We start from the raw sequence: 17,134 nt of genomic DNA, 5'->3' as shown, positions 1-17,134 counted from the left end.
GCTAGGTGGCCGCCGCCACCAGCGCCGCGCGGTCCGCTTTCCCGTGGGGGCTCAGCGGAATTCGAGGGATGCTCAGGAACCGGGCCGGGACCATGCTGCGCGGCAGCGTCTCCAGGAGTCCGGCGCGCAGGTCGTGTTCGGCGGGGGCCTCCCGCGCCGGGACGACGAAGGCGACGAGCTCGGCCTCGCCGGAGCCGGTGTACGTGACCACCACGGCGGCCTCGCGGACCCCGGACAGCCGTGCGAGCGCGCGCTCGACGTCGGTGGGGTCGATGCGCATGCCCCGCACCTTGACCTGGGCGTCGATCCGGCCGAGGACGACCAGCTCGCCGTCGCCGTTCACGTAGCCGCGGTCGCCCGTGCGGTACACCCGGCGCGGCTCCCCGTCGACGGAGAGCGTCGTGAACTTCCGGTTCTCGGGGCCCGCGCCCAGGTAGCCCGCGCCGACGCCGGCGCCGGAGATGCAGATCTCGCCCTGTTCGCCGGGCGCGACGCCGCGCAGTTCCCCGTCGAGCAGGTGGATGTCGGTGTTGTAGGCCGGGGTGCCGACGGGCGGGACGTCGTGTTCGCCGGGCCGGTAGGCGGCGAGGTCGTAGGAGGTCGCGACGTCCGTGCACTCGGCGACGCCGTACTGGTGCAGCAGGGTGCAGGTGTTGCCCTCGCGCCGGGCCCACGCGGTGAGCCGTTCGGTCTTCAGGGCCTCGCCGCCGAAGAGGACGTAGTCGAGCCGGGTGAGGGCATCGCCGCCGCGCGCGGTCTCCCAGTCGACCAGCAGGTACAGGGTGCTGGAGGCGCAGTGGACGGTGCGGATGTCGTGCCGGCCGAGGATGCGGTAGGCCATCATGGCGTCGAAGCTGCGGCTCGCCATCAGGTACTGGGTGGCGCCGCAGAACAGCGGCGTCATCAGGGCGCGCTGGGAGAGGTCGAAGCCGAAGGCGCTGACGACCAGGTTGTGCGACCGGCTGTCCAGGCCGTACTCCAGGCTCAGCCAGTTCATCAGGTTGAACCAGCCCTCGTGGCGCACCGCGGTCAGCTTGGGCGTTCCGGTCGATCCGGAGGTGAAGACCGCGTAGCAGACGTCGTCCCCGGTGACCTCGATGTCGGGCGCGCTCGCGGGGAGCGCGGCCAGCTCGTCGCGGAGGGGGTCGAGGCCGATGACGTCGACGCCCGCCGAGGCGACCATCCCGGCCGTCTCCGCAGAGGCGACGATCAGGGCGAGAGCGGGCACCGTGTCCAGCAGCAGCCGCAGCCGGGCCGCCGGGTAGGCCGGGTCGAACGGTACGTAGGCCGCGCCCGCCTTCAGGGTGCCGAGGATGGCGACGAGCATGTCGGTGGAGTAGTCGAGGCAGACGCCGACCTTCGCGCCGCGGCCGTGTCCGCGCGCGCCCAGCCAGTGGGCGAAACGGTTCGCCCGCGCGTCCAGCTCCGCGTACGTCGTGCGGTGTCCGTCCCACACGACGGCGGGGGCGTCGGGGGTGTCGCGCGCGTGCTCCTCGAAGCGCCGGTGGACGACGGGCGCCGGGGGCAGGGCGACCCGCTTTCCCTGAAGGATCATCAACTGACTCCGATGTGAGGGGTGTCCGGTCGGACGGGCCGTCGGCGCACCGGGGATCCGGGGGATCCGGGGCGGGCCGGCCCTAGGCGGTGGCGCTGTGGCGGTCGGCGCCCGCCAGCATCCGGGCCACCCACTTGTCGACGGGCAGGCCGTGTGCGGCGGCCGTCTTCGAGAGGTGCTCCAGCTGCCCCGCCGACAGTTCGATGGTCAGCGTGGTGACCTCCTGCCGGCGCTCGCCGGCGCGCGTCGCCGCGGCCGGCCGGGGCACGTCCCGCTGCCCGTCGCCGCCGGCCGGGGCGGCCTCGGCGGTGTCGCTCTGCACGGCCAGGCTGGCGCGGACCGACCGGCGCAGCTCGTTGCGCGACCACTTCTGCTGCTCGGCCTTGCGCAGCCAGTAGTCCTGCTCGGGCGGCGCCAGGCGGGCCACCTCGGCGTGGTGGGCGAAGCTCAGGGCGTCGCGCCTGCGGTGGTGCTCGAAGCGCCGGGCCACCCAGGCGTAGTTGCGCAGGGTCTGGTAGTCCAGCCCGGTGCGCTCGATCGCCTCCTTGTACCGGCGCCACCCGTAGGTGGCCTCGCCGTAGATCAGCCAGTCGGCGAGCCACCACGCAGAGGAGTTCACGAGCTCGCGCAGATCGGTGCCGATCTGCTCCCAGGACCGCTCGGGGAGGTTCTGCGGGAGGACCATTCCCGACGTGCGCACCTTGGCCCGGGACCCCGCGAAGGGCAGGACCAGGTCGCGTTGCGCGGGCTCGCCGGTGTCGCCCCCCGGCCCCGCCTTGAAACCGCTCGCGGTCCTCACAGCGCCGCTCGCCACCTTCGTCTCCCCACTCAGAGTGCTTGCCCGGGCGTACGTACCGATCCCCGCGAGGCGGTGCCGCCCGCTCAGTCGGAGGCCATGGCCTCGCGCAGGGTCCTGGGGCGCAGGTCGGTCCAGTGCTGCTCGACGTAGTCGAGGCACTCGGCCCGGGACGCCTCGCCGAAGACCGGCCGCCAGCCCTCGGGCACCGCGGCGAACGCGGGCCACAGGGAGTGCTGCTCCTCGTCGTTGACCACCACGTGGAAGCGGCCGTCCTCGTCATCGAAGGGGTTCGTGCTCAACTCGCACCGTCCTCAACTGTCATGGGGTGACTCGGGATGGGATTGCGCCGGGCGGGTGCGGGACGGGCGGCGCGGGTGCGCCGGCCGCACCCGTTCCCGGGCCGGGGAACGGACGGCGGGCCGATGGGCCCGTCCGCCCTCCGCTCCGCTCCGGGCGGTGGTGCGGGGTCCCGGCCTTCTGGGCCGGGCCCCGGTCGTCGTCGTACGGGCCGGCCGGGCACGGGGCCGGATGGCCGACGGCTCCACTGTAGAGCGGACCCTTTTGAGACACGGTCAAGGTCTCCTGGAGGGGCGGGCGGCGGCGGCCGGGCACCGGAGCGGGCGCTGGAGGACCGCCCGAGGGCGGCCGCACCGGGGCCTGAGCGTGCCTGGTGCCCGCCCCGCGCCGGGCGGCCCACGGTCTACCGTCCGGAGGCGGGCGTCCCGTGCACGGCCCATCCGAGGGGGAGAGATGTACAGCACCCGACCTGCCCTGCGCCTGTTCGTCCTGCACCACGCCGGGGGCTCGCACACGCTGTACCGCCACTGGCCCGCCGGGCTGCCGGACACCTGGGACGTCCGGCTGCTCGACGCCCCCGGCCACGGCTTCCTCCTCGACGTCCCGCAGATCGCGGACGCCGGCCGGCTCGCCGACTTCCTGCTGGGGGCCATCGAGCCCGATCCGGCCCGCCCCTACGCGCTCTTCGGCCACAGCATGGGCGCCCTCGTGGCGTACGAGATCACCCGTCGGGCCGTCGTGCGGGGCCTGCCCCTGCCGGTGTGGATCGGGGTGTCCGCGCGGTCCGCGCCGCAGCTCGTGGGGGCGGGGACGCCGTACCACGGGATGGCGGACGCCGAGCTGCGCTCCGCGCTGAAGCGGCTCGGCGGCACGCCCGACGAGGTCTTCGACGACCCCGAGCTGTGGGCCCTGTTCGAACCGGTCATCCGGGCCGACCTGGCCCTGGTGGAGAACTGGCGGCCCGATCCGGAGGCGGCCGCGCTGCCCGTGGCGCTGTCCGCCTTCGCGGGCGACGGGGACCGCGCCTCGTCACCGCGGCGGATGGCCGGCTGGGCCGGGTACACCGAACGGTTCATGGGCCTGCGGGTCTTCGAGGGCGGCCACTTCTACTTCCAGGACGATCCCCGGCCGCTGCTGCGGCAGATCGCCCGGGACGCGGCCGCGGCCCTCGACGCGGCGGGCGCGGCGCGCCCCGCCTGACGCGGGCGGACCCGCTCAGGCCGTGGCTCCCTCCGGGCGCCCGTCGTCGTACCGGCCGTCGTCCGGCACGACCACCGTGCCGGCGCCCTCCCCGGTGAAGATCTGCGACAGGACGCAGTGCTCGGTCCGGCCGTCGATGACGCGGGCGCTGCGCACCCCGTGCGTCACGGCGTACAGGCAGGCCTCCATCTTGGGGATCATCCCGGAGGCCAGTGCGGGCAGCAGTGCGGTCAGTTCGCCCGCGGTCAGCCGGGGGATCACCTCGTCGCCGTGCGGCCAGTTCGCGTACAGGCCCTCGACGTCGGTGAGGATCAGCAGCGCCTCGGCGCCGAGCGCGGCCGCGAGGGCGGCGGCGGCGGTGTCGGCGTTGACGTTGAACACCCCTCCCCCGGCGGCGTCCTTGTCGTCCTGGGAGCGGGCGATGGAGGAGATGACGGGGATGCGGCCGTCGTCGAGGAGGGCCCGGACGATCCCGGGGTCGACGTGGGCGACCTCGCCGACGCGGCCGATGTCCACGGCCTTCCCGCCGACCCGCGCGTAGTGCTTGGAGGCGGTCATCAGCCGGGCGTCCTCGCCGGTCATGCCGACCGCGTGCGGGCCGTGCTCGTTGAGGAGCCCGACGAGCTCGCGCTGCACCTGCCCGGCGAGGACCATGCGCACGACGTCCATGGTCTCGTCGGTGGTGACCCGCAGCCCGCCCTGGAAACGGGACTCCAGGCCCAGGCGCCGCAGCTGCGCGCTGATCTGCGGGCCGCCGCCGTGCACCACGACGGGGCGCAGGCCCGCGTGCCGCAGGAAGAGGACGTCCTTGGCGAAGGCCGCCTTGAGGTCGTCGTCGACCATGGCGTTGCCGCCGAACTTGATGACGACGGTCTTGCCGTGGTGACGGGCCATCCAGGGCAGCGCCTCGACGAGGGCGCGCGCCTTGGGCAGGGCGCTCACGGTGCGACTCCCTTCTCGGGCGTGCGCCGGTGGCCGCCGCCGACTCCGTACGGGTGCACGGAGCCCGTGACCTCGCTGCCGGGCAGGTCCCCCCGGGGTGTCGCCGCACCCGACGTGCCGGACGCCGCGACGACGACCGCCGCCGGTTCGGCGGGGCCCCGCGCGTACGCCGGGGCCAGGACCGGCAGGACCGCCGGTTCGACGCGCCCTCCCGGCAGTTCGGGCAGGCCGCGGGGCTGGGTCGGCAGCAGGCGCAGGAGCTCGCCCCCCGCGTACCCGCTCGCGGCGGCCACGGCTGCTCGCACTGTCATGAACCCTCCCGTTCGGACATGTCGTTGACGTGCGGGCCGGGCGCCGGGCGCGCTGCCGGCCCGGCTCAGCGCGAGCCGGCGGGCGGCTCGCAGTACTCGGCGTTCAGGATGGGCAGGAGCGTCTCCGCCCCCCAGTTGGCGTTGTAGTTGTAGGTGAGCTGGTGGCGGGCGTCCTCGGTGAAGGCGGACACGGTGATCCAGCCGAAGGTGCCCCCGTCGTGGTACCAGACGGTGCTGCCGCAGCTCGTGGTGAGCCGCTCGATGCCCAGGCCGTAGGACGAGCCCGGGAAGTCGGGGTTCTCGACGGTCGTCTTCATCGCCCGGAGCTGCTGCGGCGGCAGCAGCCGGCCGCGCATGAGGGCCTCGTAGAACCGGTTGAGGTCGGCGGCGCTGGAGATGATGTCGCCGTTGCCCCGCGCCTGGGAGCCGTTCATCTCGGTGACGTCGTCGATCCGGTCCGGCTGTGCGGCGAACAGCCTGGAGTAGCCGCGGCCGCTCGGCTGGGGCAGGCGGACGCCGGTGCCGGGGTGGGACGTCGCCGTGAGTCCGAGGGGGTTGATGATGCGCCGGCGCACCTCGTCCTCGTAGGGCCGGCCGGCGACCTGTTCGAGGACGAGCGCGGCCAGGACGTCGTTGGTGGTGGAGTACCAGTGCCGTACGCCGGGCTGGAACGGCGGTTCGTGGGAGAGCGCCACGCCGATGCGCGAGCGGGGCGTCAGGGTGTCGTACCGGTGCTGGAGGAAGCCGTCGCCGCTGAGGTAGGTGGCGGCGTAGTCCGCGTCGGCCAGGTAGTCGAACAGGCCGCTGGTGTGGTTGAGGAGCTGGCGTACGGTGATCCGGCTGCCGTCGTTGCCGTGGCCGGTGACCAGGCCGGGCAGGTGGCGTTCCACGGAGTCGTCGAGGCTGAGCTTCTTCTCCGCCTCCATCTGGAGCAGGACGGTCGCCACGAAGGTGTTGGTGATGCCGCCGATGCGGAAGCGGTCGTTCTTGCCGCGCGGGGCGCCCGTCTTCAGGTTGCCCACGCCCGCCGCCGTCTTCCAGACGCCGCCCGCGTCCCGCGCCTCGGCGGTGATCCCGGGGACACCGGCCGCGACGGCCGCGTCGATCGCGCGCTGCGTGGCCGGGTGGCCGGCCGCCGTGGACGCCGTGTCCCGCGCCGCCCGGGCGGGCGACGCCTGGGCCGGACCCGTGAGGGCGGTGGCCGCCATCGCGAGCGCCGCCAGGGCGACCACGCCGGCCTTCGTTCTCCTGCGTGTCGTCCTGCGTGTCGTCGTCGTCATCGTCATGTCCCGCTCCCGGGGGTCGTCTTCGCTCGGCTGGTTCGGATACGTGTGCGGCCCGCGGGCGGCGCAGGGAGCCCGGCGGGCGGAACGCGGGAAGGGTCCGCCGGGGACACGGCGGCGGTGGCGGGCGCGTCCCGCGGTCCCGGGCCCCCGCACGGCGCCGGCCTGCCCGGCGCCGGGGACTCCCGGCCGCCGTCCCGTCGACGGGACGGGTCCTGCGGGCGGACACCTGAACGCTCATGTGCCCGGCCGCCCGGAACTCACCGATGATGCCACCGGACGGGGAGGGTCATGCCACCGCAGTGATCTCCGCGCAGGGCTTCGAACGCCACTCCGTCGCTTCTCCAGACCCCCTCGCCAGACTTCTGGCCGGTTATCCAGTCCCTTCCCATGGAGGCATGATGGCTCGTCAGGCCGATCAATCCGCAGGGTCGCGTGGCGGCCCGGCAACCTCTCTCCCCCAGCTCCCGCCCCGGCGGCCGCGTGCGACGGGGGACGCGTCACGGCAGACGCAGGGACCGTGCCAGGGACCGGGACAGGGACCGGGACAGGTACTGACGACCAAGGTGGGCCTGCAGATGCCGACCGGACTGGCCTACGCCGAGTGGGAGCGGGCCGGGCGCCAGCTCGCCGACGTCCTCGACTCGTCGTCCTGGTGGCTGGGCGACTGGCTCGTGTACGGCAAGGACCACTACACCGACCGCTACCAGCGCGGGATCCGCGCGGTCGGCCTCTCCTACCAGACGCTGCGCAACTACGCCTGGGTCTCGCGGCGCTTCGACCTCACCCGGCGCCGGCCCGGCCTGAGCTTCCAGCACCACGCCGAGCTGGCTTCCATGCCGGTCGAGCAGCAGGACCTGTGGCTCGGCCGGGCCGAGCAGGGGCAGTGGACGACCAAGCAGCTGCGCGGCGCCATCCGCGCCGCGCGCCGGGGTGAGCGGCCGGCGCACCCGGCCACCGAGCCGTGCCGCCGCCTGGAGGTGCCCGGCAGCCGGGTCGACTGGTGGGGCAGGGCCGCGCAGCAGCTGGGCGTCGACTTCGAGCAGTGGGTGATGAGCACGCTGGACAGCGCGGCCGCGAACGCCCTGGCGGACCTCGGCGGCCTGGCGGAACTCGGGACGGCCTCCGGGACGAAGGTGGCCGTCAGCGTCTGAGTCCCCGGCGCCGAGGTCCCCGGCGGGTCACGGCAGGTGGCTCATCAGGCCCGCGGTCTGGCGCTTGTAGGTGCACGCGCTCTGCCCGAAGGACACCCGTACCCGGTCGCGGACCTCACCGGGCTGCTCCTGGCTGAGCTTGAACATGCCCTCGGCCCCGGTCACGGTGAACCGGAAGGCGCCCACTCCGGGCAGGATCTCGCGGAAGTAGTCGAGCGACTCGGTCATGTCCCAGCCGTTGCCGAACCGCCCCTCGAAGGCGCGCACGGTGGACTCCACCACGCCCAGGGTCTCCTCCGCCGAGTCGATCCGCTCCACCACGCCCCGGACGTGCACCGAGGTGAAGTTCCAGGTCGGGGCGGCCGGCGTCTTCTCGTACACCGTGGGTGAGACGTAGGAGTGCGGACCGGTGAAGGTCAGCAGCAGGACGCTGCCCGTCTCCAGCTCCGCCCAGTGCGGGTTCTCCCGGTTCAGGTGTCCCAGCAGCGTGGCGCCGGGCAGCCCGGACGACGGGGTCCCCGGGCTCTCGGGATCGAAGATGACCGGCAGGTGCGTGGCGAACGGACCGTCCTCGGGGTTGCCGTTGGCCACCGCGAGCGCCAGCGGGTTGGCGCGGATCAGGTCCACCATCCACGAACCGTCCGGTTCCCGGTAATCATGGGGCACGAACATCCGCATTCTCCTTTCGGAACGCACGAATTCTGAAGATATGCGCCGACGGTACTGGTGTCCCGGCGACAGGACAACCATTCCGGATAACAGCCGCCCCGGGAGCACCGAAAAGGCAGTTCATATCGTCTCCAGGTTGTCTTGAGACGCCCTCCAGGGCAAGACTGCATAACGGTCTCGGGCCACCGTCCAAGTTTTTCAGACGCTAACGGGAGAATTTTCTATGGGCGTATCGGGTAGGCGCAGCCAAGAGGTCTACGACGTGGTCGGTATCGGTTTCGGCCCGTCCAACATGTCGCTCGCGATCGCCCTGGAGGAGCACGGGTCGAGCGCCGCGCAGGATCCGGTCACATCGCACTTCTTCGAGCGGCAGCCCGCCTTCGGCTGGCACCGGAACATGCTGCTGCCCTCGACGACCATGCAGATCTCGTTCCTGAAGGACCTGGTGACCTTCCGGAACCCGCTCTCCCGGTTCAGCTTCGTCTCGTACCTGCACGCCTCGCACCGGCTCGCCCAGTTCGTGAACAACGCGGACTTCGTCCCGACCCGGCAGGAATTCCACCAGTACCTGGAGTGGGCGGCCGCCGGGCTGCGCGACCGGGTCACCTACGGGACCGAGGTCGTCTCGATCCGGCCGGTGACCGAGCCCGGGGCCGCGACCGCCGGCCTCCTGGAGCTGGAGGTGCGCGACGGCGACGGCACCTCGCGGGTGGTCACCGCGCGCAACGTGGCCATCTCCACGGGCCTGGTGCCGCGCCTGCCGGAGGGCGTCACGGCGGACGACCGGATCTGGCACAGCTCGGAGTTCCTGAGCAGGTTCAAGGCCCAGGACCCGCAGGACCTCAAGAGCGTGGCGGTGGTCGGGGCCGGCCAGAGCGCGGCGGAGATCGCCCGCTTCCTGCACGACGCGCTGCCGCACGCCGAGGTCTCGGCCGTCATTCCGTCGTACGGCTACTCCGTCGCCGACGACACCCCCTTCGTCAACCAGCTGTTCGACCCGGGCGCGGTCGACGAGTACTACTTCGGCACCGAGCGGGCGCGGGACGCGTTCTGGCGCTACCACCGCAACACCAACTACTCGGTGGTCGACAGCGACGTGATCCGGGCCCTGTACCAGCGGTCGTACGACGAGCAGGTGCTGGGCACCCAGCGGCTGCACTTCCGCAACCTCACCCGGGTCGAGGAGGTCAGGCGCGTCGGGGACGGCGCCCGGGTGGTGCTGCGCTCGCTGCTCGACGACCGGACGCAGGAGCTGGCCGTCGACGCGCTGGTGTTCGCCACCGGCTACGACGGGCTGGACCCGGCCCGCCTCCTCGGCGAGGACTTCGACCGGCACTTCGAGCGCGACGCGGCGGGCAGGCACCGGGTGGAGCGCGACTACCGCCTGGTCAGCGCGGCCGAGCTGACCTGCGGCGTCTACGTGCAGGGCGGCACCGAGCACAGCCACGGCCTGTCGTCCTCGCTGCTGTCGAACATCGCGGTGCGCAGCGGGGAGATCGCCGACTCGATCGTGCTGCGGCGCACCGAGCGGGAGCTGAACCACGCCCCGGCCGCCACGAAGGAGCCCTCGGCCGCCTGAGCGGGGCGGGCCCGCCCCCGGCCCGCCCCCTCCGGGCCGTCCACGATCCGGCGAATTCTCCGAATACGGTCATGACGGCTTTTTCGAGAATGTCCGCGCCCCGCTTGAGGGGTATTTCAAGGATGTTCGATCCGGTCCTCGAATACTGGCCCCACCGAGCAGGGAAAAGGACGGAAAGCGGAGGCCGAGATCATGACCGTCGAGCTGGTGGGCACCGCCGATCGCACGCCCCGGAGCCGGGAATTCTCCGCCTTGTACGCGGAGGTGCAGCATTTCTATGCGCAGCAGATGCGCATCCTGGACGGACCCGACGCCGGGGGCTGGCCGGACACCTTCACCGAGGACGCCCTGTTCGAAAGGCCGCCGGTGTCCGCGCCGGTACGGGTACGCGCCGGCCGCACCGGCTGCGTGCGCGCCGGCGCGGCCCGCGAGCGGGAGGCGGGCAGCCGCCTCGACCACTGGATCGGCATGCTCGACGTGCGCCCGCAGGCGGACGGCTCGCTGCGCACCCGCTGTTCGGCCCTGGCGTACGCCACGCCCGGCGGCGGCGGTTCCAGGGTCCTGTACGTGTACGTCATGGAGGACGTCCTGGTCCCCGTCCACGGCGCCTGGCGCACCGCCCACCGCCGGGTGACCCGCGACGACCTGGCCTGAGGGCGGCGGGGGCGGCGGCGGCGGGGGCGGGGCGCTCAGACGCCCGTCGTGCCGTCGACGCCCTCGCGCAGGAAGTCGGCGTGGCCGTTGTGGCGGGCGTACTCGTGGATCATGTGCAGCATCACCCAGCGGAGCGAGACCTCCAGGCCGCGCCGGCGTTCGTGGACCACCAGGTCCAGGGTCGGGGCCTGCCGTTCGATGCGCCTGGCGTGCTCGGTCTCGGCCCGCCAGGCGCCGAAGGCGGTGGCCGCGTCCGCGTCGGAGGCCTCGTACGCCGTCTGGAAGTCGAAGTCGTCCGACCACACCAGCGGGACGTCCTGGGCGTCGACCACCCGCCGGAACCAGTTCCGTTCGACTTCGGCCATGTGCCGGACCAGGCCCAGCAGGCTGAGGGTGGAGGGCGGCATCGAGCGGGTGCGGAGCTGGTCGTCGCTCAGGCCGGCGCACTTGAGCTCCAGCGTCTGCCGGTGGAAGTCCAGGTGGCCGCGGAGCATTTCGCGCTCGTCGGCGATGGTCGGCGGGTTCAGGCGTTCGACGGTCATCGCCCGATCCTCTCACCCGGTCGGCGGGCGGCCGGGTTCCGGTACCCCGGCCGCCGCCCGCCCGCTCACCGGTGGCCGGCGGGGCGGGTGGCCTTGCCGTCCAGCCACAGGGTGTCGGAGGCGTCGCGGTGGGAGCCCGACGTCCCGACGTGCTTCGCGTCGATCTTCGCTCCGTGCTTGAGGACGTGGACCAGCGCCATGCCGTGCCCCCGGCCCAGTCCGTGGTCCTCCTTCAGCCACGCGAGGACCGTCGCCGCCTTCGTGGACGGGTCGTCGTAGCCGCGTTCGCCGGCCAGGGCGACGAACTGGCGGGGCGTCAGGCCCGTCTTGGTCTCGATGGTGTCGAGGTACGCCTGGAACGACATGTCTGTTCTCCCCCGGATCGCTTCGTGGCCGCGGTGTGCGTCCGGTGGGTAGACCCCGGCCGCCGCCACAACTCATCGCCGCCCCGGAGATTTTTTCCGCGGACGCGGTCCGTACCCTGGCGGCGACGGAGGCGCTCGCGCGGCTCCCCGAGCGGCTGCTGGGGCGGGAGCGGGACTCCGTCCGGGGAACCGGCGCCGCGGGGTGGGGGGACGGGGCCGTCGTGCTGCGGTGCGGGGTGCGGCCGCCCGCTCCGAGCATCGACAGCTGTGTGGACGTCAACGGCGTCGACTGGGTGCTCGACGACAGCCGGGCCGGGCGCGGCGGGAGGTGGGTGTTCACCACCTACGGGCGCGAGACGGCGGTCTCGGTCGCTTTCGAGGGCGGGCGGACGGCCGGCGACGCCCTGGTGGTCATCAACGCGAGCCTGGGGCACATCGCGCGGACGTCACGCTGCCTGGGAACGGACGACGCGGCAATCGGGTGACATCCCGCCACGAGCGGGGGCCGGCGGCGTTAGCAGGGGGACTTCCCCAATCGGGGGCCCGTTATCCCTCATGCGAAGGACTGCTCGAGAATGCTGAAGAAGATCATGACCGCTGCCGCGGTCTCCGCCGTTGCCGTCGGCGCGGGCGCGGCCATCGCGACCCCGGCCATGGCCATCGGCAACGACAACGGGATCAACACCGTCAACGGCAACGGTGCCCAGCAGGTCTACGGCAACCAGAAGACCTCCGGCGACCTGAGCCCGCAGCTCGGCCTGGTCCAGGGCACCCTGAACAAGCCCTGCATCGGCCTGCCGGCCAAGATCAACGCCCAGTCGCTGGTGGCCCTGGTCAACGTCGGCGTCCAGGACATCAACGTCCTGTCCAACCCGCAGAACCAGCAGTGCACCGAGAACTCCACCCAGGCCAAGGGCGACGAGCCGCTCTCGCACATCCTGGACAACATCCCGGTCCTGTCCGGCAACCTCTCCGCCAACAGCTGACCGTCCGGAAGGGCCGGCCCGGGGCGTCCGCACGAGCGCCCTCGGCCGGCCCTTCCGCACGTGCGGGTCCGGCCCGGTCCGGGACGCGGACCTATGCTCCGGGCGTGAGCGTGAGCAGCGGTGGTGAACGGGTCCTGGTGTACGGCGCGGACGGCCTCGTCCCGGGCGGGGCGGACGGGGAGCCCGCGGCGGCCGACTCGTGGCTCGTCGAGGACGGCCGGGTGAGGGAGTGGGACGCGCACTGGCGCAGGTTCGGCGCGGCGGTCGCCGGGGCGGGCGGGCCGGTGGCGCGACTGGCGGGTTTCCGCGGGGCCGTGGCGGCCGCGCTGCCCCCGGCGGGGTGCTGGTTCCCCCGCGTGGAGCTGGTCGACGGGCGGCTCCAGCTGCGGATGCGGGTGGCGCCGCCGCGGACCGCCGCCGTACGGCTGTGGGTGCAGGGTACGGATCCGCGCCTGCTGCCCCGGCGCAAGGGTCCCGACCTCGCCGCGCTGGGCGGGCTGCGGGCGCGGGCGGTCGCGGCGGGGGCCGACGACGCGCTGCTGCTCTCGCCCGCGGGGACCGTACTGGAGACCGCCACGGCCTCGCTGGTGTGGTGGGAGGGGGACGCCCTGTGCGCGGTCGATCCCGCGCTGCCGGTGCTGGCGGGGGTGACGGCCGGGTGGGTGCTGCGGCGGGCCGGTGAGCTGGGCGTGGAGGTGCGGCTTCGACGGGTACGGCCGCGGGAGTTGAGCGGGCGCGAGGTGTGGACCGTCAACGCGCTGCACGGGCCGCGGCCCGTCACGGGCTGGGTGGGCGCCGGTGAGGGCGACGGGAGCGGCGCCCAGATGACCGCCGGTCCCGCGCCGCGGGTCGCGTGGTGGCGGGCGCGGTGGGCGGCTGCCGGAGAACCGCCGCCCGCGACCGGAACTCACTGGACACCCTCGACCTAGACCCCCTAGGTTTCTCCCTGGATAACCTAGGGAGAGGGGGTGCCCCATGGCACGTGCGGGGCTGAGCGCCGCCGTACTGGTGGCGGCCGCCGCCGACATGGCGGACGAGGACGGGATCGACGGGGTGACGCTGTCCGCGCTCGCGCGGCGGTTCGGCGTCAAGGACGCGAGCCTCTACTCGCACGTACGGAACCTGCGGGACCTGCGGGTGCGGGTCGCGCTGCTGGCCTCCGAGGAGATGACCGCACGGATCGCCGACGCGGTGGTGGGACGGTCCGGCAAGGAGGCGCTGGTCGCCTTCGCCGACGCCTACCGGGCGTACGCCCTGGAGCGCCCCGGCCGTTACGCCGCCACGCAGATGCGCTTCGACCCGGAGGAGGTCGCGGACTCCGCGGGACTGCGCCGCAGCGTCGAGCTGACCTACGGGATGCTCCGCGGCTACGGGCTGCGCGAGCCGGACCTGACCGACGCGGCCCGGCTGCTGCGCAGCACCTTCCACGGCTTCGCCCATCTGGAACTCGGCGGTGGTTTCGGGCACGCCCGCGAGGTCCGCGCGTCCTGGGCGCGGGCGCTCGACGCGCTGCACGTCGCGCTGGCGAACTGGCCGTCGCACGCACCCGGAGAGGAAGAAGAGGAAGAGTGACGGACATCCACGCGATCACGGCCGGGACCCTGAAGGTGCCCGGCGCCACCCTGTACCACGAGCGGCGGGGCAGCGGCCCGCTGCTGTTGCTGATACCCGGCGGCGGGGCCGACGCCGGACTGTACGCGGCCGTCGCCCCCGGGCTCGCCGCGGCCGGGTACACCGTCGTCTCCTTCGACCCGCGCGGCCACTCCCGCAGTCCGCTCGACGGACCTCCCGCCGGTCAGCGGGTGGCGGACTGGGGCGACGACGCGTACCGGCTGCTGGAACTGCACTCCCCGCACGAGCCCGCGTACGTCCTCGGGTGCAGTGCGGGCGCCGTCGCCGCGCTCGACCTGGCGGCCCGTCACCCGGAGCGGCTGCGCCGGGTGGTGGCGCACGAGCCGCCGCTGGTGGAGGTGCTGGCGGAGCCCGCCGCGTACCGGGCCCTGTTCGCGGAGGTCCGTACGCTGCTGCGCGCGCGGGGCGCGGGGGCGGCGATGGCGCGCCTCGGCGAGGGGCTCGCGGCGGACGGGGGCGGGGATCCCGAGGAGGACCGCGAGGAGGACCGCGGCCCGGACCGGGAGCCGGACACGCTGCCGCCCGAGGTCATGGAGATGGCGCCGCGCATGCACGCGAACCAGCCCGGCTTCCTGGAGCACGTGCTGTGCCCGTTCACCTCGTACGTGCCCGACGTGACGGCGCTGCGGCGGGCGGCCGCGGTGCTGGTGACGGCGGCCGGGCGCGACTCCCGGCAGCAGCCCGCCCTGTCGGGGCCGGCCCGGCGGCTGGCGGAGCTGACCGGGGCGGCCTTCGCGGAGTTCCCGGGCGGACACCTCGGATGCACGGAGCGGCCGCGGGAGTTCGCGGCGCGGCTGCTGGAGGTCCTGGCGGACTGATCTCCCCTCCCCCGCACCGCTGGTGACGCCCCGGCAGCCCGCACCCCCGATATCCATCTGTATTGATGCATCAAAAAAGATGGGATATCTTCGCGGTGTGGCCGCCGGGCGTCGCCGGGGGCACGGAGAAGGGGGAGTGGGGCCGTGCGCAAGTGGGCCGGGAATCCTTGGGCGGTGCTCGTCACCGTCGCGCTGGGTTTCTTCATGACGCTGCTGGACCTGACCATCGTCAACATCGCGATCCCGGAGATGACCGCCTCCCTCGGGGCCACGCTCGACCAGGCGCTGTGGGTGGTCAGCGGCTACGCCCTGGTGACGGCCGTACTGCTGATCAGCGCGGGACGCCTCGGGGACCTGTGGGGGCCGCGCAGGCTGTTCGCCGCCGGAGTGGCGGTCTTCACCCTGGCCAGCGTGGCCTGCGGGCTCGCGCCGGGCGCCGGTTTCCTGATCGCGGCCCGCGGACTCCAGGGCCTGGGCGCGGCGTTGCTGGTGCCGCAGACCATGACCCTGATCGTCTCGGTCTTCCCCGCGCAGCGGCGCGGGACCGCCCTGGGCGTCTGGGGCACGGTCGCCGGTCTGGCCACCCTCTCGGGCCCGACGCTGGGCGGGATCCTGGTGTCGACGGCCGGCTGGCGGTGGATCTTCCTGGTCAACGTGCCGGTCGGGATCGCGGCCCTGCTGCTGACCCTGCTCGTGGTGCCGGACGTGCGCACCGGGCGGACCTGCCGCTTCGACCTGACGGGCGTCCTGCTCGCCACGGGCGCGCTGTTCTGCCTGGCCTTCGGGCTCCAGGAGGGTGGGCACTACCGCTGGGGGCCGGGCATCCTGGCGCTGCTGGCCGGGGGTGCGGCGCTGGCCGGGGCCTTCCTGCTGCACCAGCGGGGCGTGCAGCGGCGCGCGCCGCTGGTGCCCTTCGCGCTCTTCCGGGACCGCAACTTCGCGGTGCTCACGGTGGTGGTGGGGCTGCTGTCGATGGCGATGATCGGCCTCGTCCTGCCCTTCAACCTCTACCTGCAGAGCGTGCTGCACCTGAGCGCCGTCAAGGCCGGCCTGGTGCTGGCGCCGTCCTCGCTGGTGTCGATGCTCGTCGGCCCCTGGGCGGGCCGGCTGTCGGACCGGATCGGCGGCCGGTACCCGCTGGTGGCGGGCCTGGCCTGCTACGCGGCGGGGATGCTCGCCCTCGTGCTGATCGCGGGGCCCGTGACGCCCTGGTACGCCTTCGTCCCGGCGACGCTGACGACGGGTCTGGGAGTGGGGCTGGTGGTGGCGCCGATGTCGGCGGAGGCGATGCGCAACGTCGATCCGCGGCTGGCCGGCGCGGCCTCCGGGATCAACAGCACGGTCCGGCAGATCGGTTCGGTCATCGGCGCGGCGGCGGTGGGCGCCCTGCTCCAGGGCCGGCTGGCGGCCGGAGTCGCCCGGGGGGCGACGTACGCCGACGCCTTCGTGGCCACGCTGCACGTGACGGCGGTGCTGCCGATCGCGGCGGTGGTCATCGCGGCGATCGGCTGCCTGCTGCTACGGGGGCACGCGCCGGCCGGGCCGGCGCCGGCGGGCCCGGGCCCGGACGCGCCTCAGGAGACCGGGCCGGCGTTCGCCACCGCGTCCCCGGCCCCGGGCGGCGTACGGTAGCCGCCGGGTCAGGCGCCGGCCGGGGCGTCGAGGGTGAGGCGGGCCAGCATGTCCGGGGAGAGGCGGCGGGCGAGGGCTTCCAGGAGCGCGAGCACTTCGGCCACGTCGACGGGGTCCGCGGTGCCGAGGGCGGTGGCGAGGGCGGCGTCGACGGGGGTCGAGGCCACCTCGGCGCGGCGGTCGCCGACCTCCGGGTTCTGGCGCAGCAGCGTACGGCGGCGGTCGGCCGGATCGGTGGCGGAGATCACCGACCCGGTCTCGCGGAGCCGGGCCACGCACGCGGAGACGGCGCTCTGCGGCAGGCCGGAGCGCGCGGCGACCTCGCCGACCGTCGTGCCGGGGTGTTCGTACACGTCGAGCATCACGATCAGCATCGACCGCGTGCTCGTGGCCCGCTTGCCGACGCCGCCGGTCGGAATGGCCTCCTCGCCGATCTTCATCAGCGTCCGGCCGAGCAGGAAGAGCTGTACTCCGTTCACCCGGCCGACCTTACATCGAAACAGATACATCTGGACTGATCGGCCATCGGCCCGTCAGCCGGTGACGGTCCAGGTGTCGTTGCCGGTGAGGAGGGTGGCGAGGTCGCCCTTGCCCTTCTGGTCGATGGCGGTGTCGAGCTGTTCGGCCATGAGGGTGTCGTAGACGGGGCGGGTGGTGTCGCGGAAGACGCCGATGGGGGTGTGGTGGAGGGTGTCGGGGTCCGCGAGGCGGGAGAG

General features: G+C 73.6%; 19 protein-coding genes and 2 pseudogenes. 10 read left to right on the top strand and 11 right to left on the bottom strand.

The genetic code is table 11. From position 1 onward, the window contains the following. Position 1: 1 nt before the first annotated feature. The 3 genes from ACGFXC_RS34425 to ACGFXC_RS34415 form a co-directional block, all read right to left on the bottom strand. The gene (locus ACGFXC_RS34425) at positions 2–1,555 is read right to left on the bottom strand and encodes an amino acid adenylation domain-containing protein (protein WP_393718839.1); all 1,554 of its coding nucleotides are present in this window, start codon (positions 1,553–1,555) and stop codon (positions 2–4) included. An 82-nt stretch (positions 1,556–1,637) separates the two neighbouring features. Then, the gene (locus ACGFXC_RS34420; protein WP_393718838.1) at positions 1,638–2,354 is read right to left on the bottom strand and encodes an LmbU family transcriptional regulator; all 717 of its coding nucleotides are present in this window, start codon (positions 2,352–2,354) and stop codon (positions 1,638–1,640) included. A gap of 83 nt (positions 2,355–2,437) precedes the next feature. Next, positions 2,438–2,653 (bottom strand): MbtH family protein, encoded by a 216-nt coding sequence (locus ACGFXC_RS34415; protein WP_393718837.1) that lies wholly within the window; start codon positions 2,651–2,653, stop codon positions 2,438–2,440. A gap of 451 nt (positions 2,654–3,104) precedes the next feature. On the opposite strand from ACGFXC_RS34415, the gene ACGFXC_RS34410 reads away from it, so the two are divergent. Continuing rightward, a complete protein-coding gene (locus ACGFXC_RS34410) occupies positions 3,105–3,851 on the top strand; it encodes a thioesterase II family protein (RefSeq protein WP_393718836.1) in 747 nt (248 codons plus the stop codon). A gap of 15 nt (positions 3,852–3,866) precedes the next feature. Here the strand turns inward: ACGFXC_RS34410 and argB are convergent, their stop codons facing one another. The 3 genes and pseudogenes from argB to ACGFXC_RS34395 form a co-directional block, all read right to left on the bottom strand. Then, complete coding sequence (gene argB / locus ACGFXC_RS34405; RefSeq protein WP_393718878.1) at positions 3,867–4,745, bottom strand: acetylglutamate kinase; 879 nt, start codon at positions 4,743–4,745, stop codon at positions 3,867–3,869. A 62-nt stretch (positions 4,746–4,807) separates the two neighbouring features. After that, a pseudogene (locus ACGFXC_RS34400) lies at positions 4,808–5,035 on the bottom strand (N-acetyl-gamma-glutamyl-phosphate reductase); the annotation flags it as partial. Between the two features lie 134 nt (positions 5,036–5,169). After that, the gene (locus tag ACGFXC_RS34395) at positions 5,170–6,390 is read right to left on the bottom strand and encodes a serine hydrolase domain-containing protein (RefSeq protein WP_393718835.1); all 1,221 of its coding nucleotides are present in this window, start codon (positions 6,388–6,390) and stop codon (positions 5,170–5,172) included. 236 nt (positions 6,391–6,626) lie between these two features. On the opposite strand from ACGFXC_RS34395, the gene ACGFXC_RS34390 reads away from it, so the two are divergent. Continuing rightward, on the top strand, positions 6,627–7,541 hold the full coding sequence (locus tag ACGFXC_RS34390) for an LmbU family transcriptional regulator (RefSeq protein WP_393718834.1): 915 nt from the start codon (positions 6,627–6,629) through the stop codon (positions 7,539–7,541). Positions 7,542–7,568: 27 nt separating this feature from the next. On the opposite strand, the gene ACGFXC_RS34385 is transcribed toward ACGFXC_RS34390, so the two are convergent. Continuing rightward, on the bottom strand, positions 7,569–8,213 hold the full coding sequence (locus tag ACGFXC_RS34385) for an FMN-binding negative transcriptional regulator (protein ID WP_393718833.1): 645 nt from the start codon (positions 8,211–8,213) through the stop codon (positions 7,569–7,571). A 220-nt stretch (positions 8,214–8,433) separates the two neighbouring features. On the opposite strand from ACGFXC_RS34385, the gene ACGFXC_RS34380 reads away from it, so the two are divergent. After that, complete coding sequence (locus ACGFXC_RS34380; protein ID WP_393718832.1) at positions 8,434–9,789, top strand: lysine N(6)-hydroxylase/L-ornithine N(5)-oxygenase family protein; 1,356 nt, start codon at positions 8,434–8,436, stop codon at positions 9,787–9,789. Positions 9,790–9,981: 192 nt separating this feature from the next. Beyond that, complete coding sequence (locus ACGFXC_RS34375; protein WP_393718831.1) at positions 9,982–10,443, top strand: nuclear transport factor 2 family protein; 462 nt, start codon at positions 9,982–9,984, stop codon at positions 10,441–10,443. A gap of 35 nt (positions 10,444–10,478) precedes the next feature. Here ACGFXC_RS34375 and ACGFXC_RS34370 read toward each other — a convergent pair whose 3' ends face one another. Further along, entirely contained in the window at positions 10,479–10,985 is a 507-nt protein-coding gene (locus ACGFXC_RS34370) for a DinB family protein (protein ID WP_393718830.1), read from the bottom strand. A gap of 65 nt (positions 10,986–11,050) precedes the next feature. Next, the gene (locus tag ACGFXC_RS34365) at positions 11,051–11,350 is read right to left on the bottom strand and encodes a DUF4287 domain-containing protein (protein WP_393718829.1); all 300 of its coding nucleotides are present in this window, start codon (positions 11,348–11,350) and stop codon (positions 11,051–11,053) included. 44 nt (positions 11,351–11,394) lie between these two features. Here ACGFXC_RS34365 and ACGFXC_RS34360 point away from each other — a divergent pair, with 44 nt between their 5' ends. From ACGFXC_RS34360 to ACGFXC_RS34335, 6 genes are all read left to right on the top strand, one after another. Further along, entirely contained in the window at positions 11,395–11,835 is a 441-nt protein-coding gene (locus ACGFXC_RS34360) for a DUF3515 family protein (protein WP_393718828.1), read from the top strand. Between the two features lie 90 nt (positions 11,836–11,925). Next, complete coding sequence (locus tag ACGFXC_RS34355) at positions 11,926–12,336, top strand: rodlin (protein ID WP_393718827.1); 411 nt, start codon at positions 11,926–11,928, stop codon at positions 12,334–12,336. A gap of 104 nt (positions 12,337–12,440) precedes the next feature. Continuing rightward, positions 12,441–13,265 carry an aminotransferase class IV gene (locus ACGFXC_RS34350; RefSeq protein ID WP_393718826.1) on the top strand — a complete coding sequence of 275 codons (825 nt, stop codon included), beginning with the start codon at positions 12,441–12,443 and terminating at the stop codon, positions 13,263–13,265. A gap of 46 nt (positions 13,266–13,311) precedes the next feature. Further along, positions 13,312–13,908, top strand: a complete 597-nt coding sequence (locus ACGFXC_RS34345; protein WP_393718825.1) for a WHG domain-containing protein — start codon at positions 13,312–13,314, stop codon at positions 13,906–13,908. Further along, positions 13,905–14,786: an alpha/beta fold hydrolase gene (locus ACGFXC_RS34340; protein ID WP_393718824.1), complete on the top strand. Its 882-nt coding sequence runs from the start codon at positions 13,905–13,907 to the stop codon at positions 14,784–14,786. Before ACGFXC_RS34345 ends, ACGFXC_RS34340 begins: the two co-directional genes overlap by 4 nt. A 174-nt stretch (positions 14,787–14,960) precedes the next feature. After that, on the top strand, positions 14,961–16,418 hold the full coding sequence (locus ACGFXC_RS34335; protein WP_393718823.1) for an MFS transporter: 1,458 nt from the start codon (positions 14,961–14,963) through the stop codon (positions 16,416–16,418). A gap of 8 nt (positions 16,419–16,426) precedes the next feature. Here the strand turns inward: ACGFXC_RS34335 and ACGFXC_RS34330 are convergent, their stop codons facing one another. Continuing rightward, positions 16,427–16,858 (bottom strand): MarR family winged helix-turn-helix transcriptional regulator, encoded by a 432-nt coding sequence (locus ACGFXC_RS34330; RefSeq protein WP_393718877.1) that lies wholly within the window; start codon positions 16,856–16,858, stop codon positions 16,427–16,429. A gap of 93 nt (positions 16,859–16,951) precedes the next feature. Next, positions 16,952–17,134, bottom strand: a pseudogene (locus ACGFXC_RS34325) (2-oxoacid:ferredoxin oxidoreductase subunit beta); the annotation flags it as partial.

The organism is Streptomyces sp. NPDC048507 (genome assembly GCF_043199995.1).
Lineage (GTDB): Bacteria > Actinomycetota > Actinomycetes > Streptomycetales > Streptomycetaceae > Streptomyces.
Note: the sequence above shows the minus strand (reverse complement) of the source record. Positions and strands in the feature narration are given on the sequence as shown.

Coding starts and splice junctions, on each gene's coding strand:
- ACGFXC_RS34425 (WP_393718839.1), bottom strand. CDS start 1,555: ATGATCCTTCAGGGAAAGCGGGTCGCCCTGCCCCCGGCGCCCGTCGTC.
- ACGFXC_RS34410 (WP_393718836.1), top strand. CDS start 3,105: ATGTACAGCACCCGACCTGCCCTGCGCCTGTTCGTCCTGCACCACGCC.
- argB (WP_393718878.1), bottom strand. CDS start 4,745: ATGGCCCGTCACCACGGCAAGACCGTCGTCATCAAGTTCGGCGGCAAC.
- ACGFXC_RS34395 (WP_393718835.1), bottom strand. CDS start 6,390: ATGACGATGACGACGACGACACGCAGGACGACACGCAGGAGAACGAAG.
- ACGFXC_RS34390 (WP_393718834.1), top strand. CDS start 6,627: ATGTGCCCGGCCGCCCGGAACTCACCGATGATGCCACCGGACGGGGAG.
- ACGFXC_RS34385 (WP_393718833.1), bottom strand. CDS start 8,213: ATGTTCGTGCCCCATGATTACCGGGAACCGGACGGTTCGTGGATGGTG.
- ACGFXC_RS34380 (WP_393718832.1), top strand. CDS start 8,434: ATGGGCGTATCGGGTAGGCGCAGCCAAGAGGTCTACGACGTGGTCGGT.
- ACGFXC_RS34375 (WP_393718831.1), top strand. CDS start 9,982: ATGACCGTCGAGCTGGTGGGCACCGCCGATCGCACGCCCCGGAGCCGG.
- ACGFXC_RS34370 (WP_393718830.1), bottom strand. CDS start 10,985: ATGACCGTCGAACGCCTGAACCCGCCGACCATCGCCGACGAGCGCGAA.
- ACGFXC_RS34365 (WP_393718829.1), bottom strand. CDS start 11,350: ATGTCGTTCCAGGCGTACCTCGACACCATCGAGACCAAGACGGGCCTG.
- ACGFXC_RS34355 (WP_393718827.1), top strand. CDS start 11,926: ATGCTGAAGAAGATCATGACCGCTGCCGCGGTCTCCGCCGTTGCCGTC.
- ACGFXC_RS34345 (WP_393718825.1), top strand. CDS start 13,312: ATGGCACGTGCGGGGCTGAGCGCCGCCGTACTGGTGGCGGCCGCCGCC.
- ACGFXC_RS34330 (WP_393718877.1), bottom strand. CDS start 16,858: ATGAAGATCGGCGAGGAGGCCATTCCGACCGGCGGCGTCGGCAAGCGG.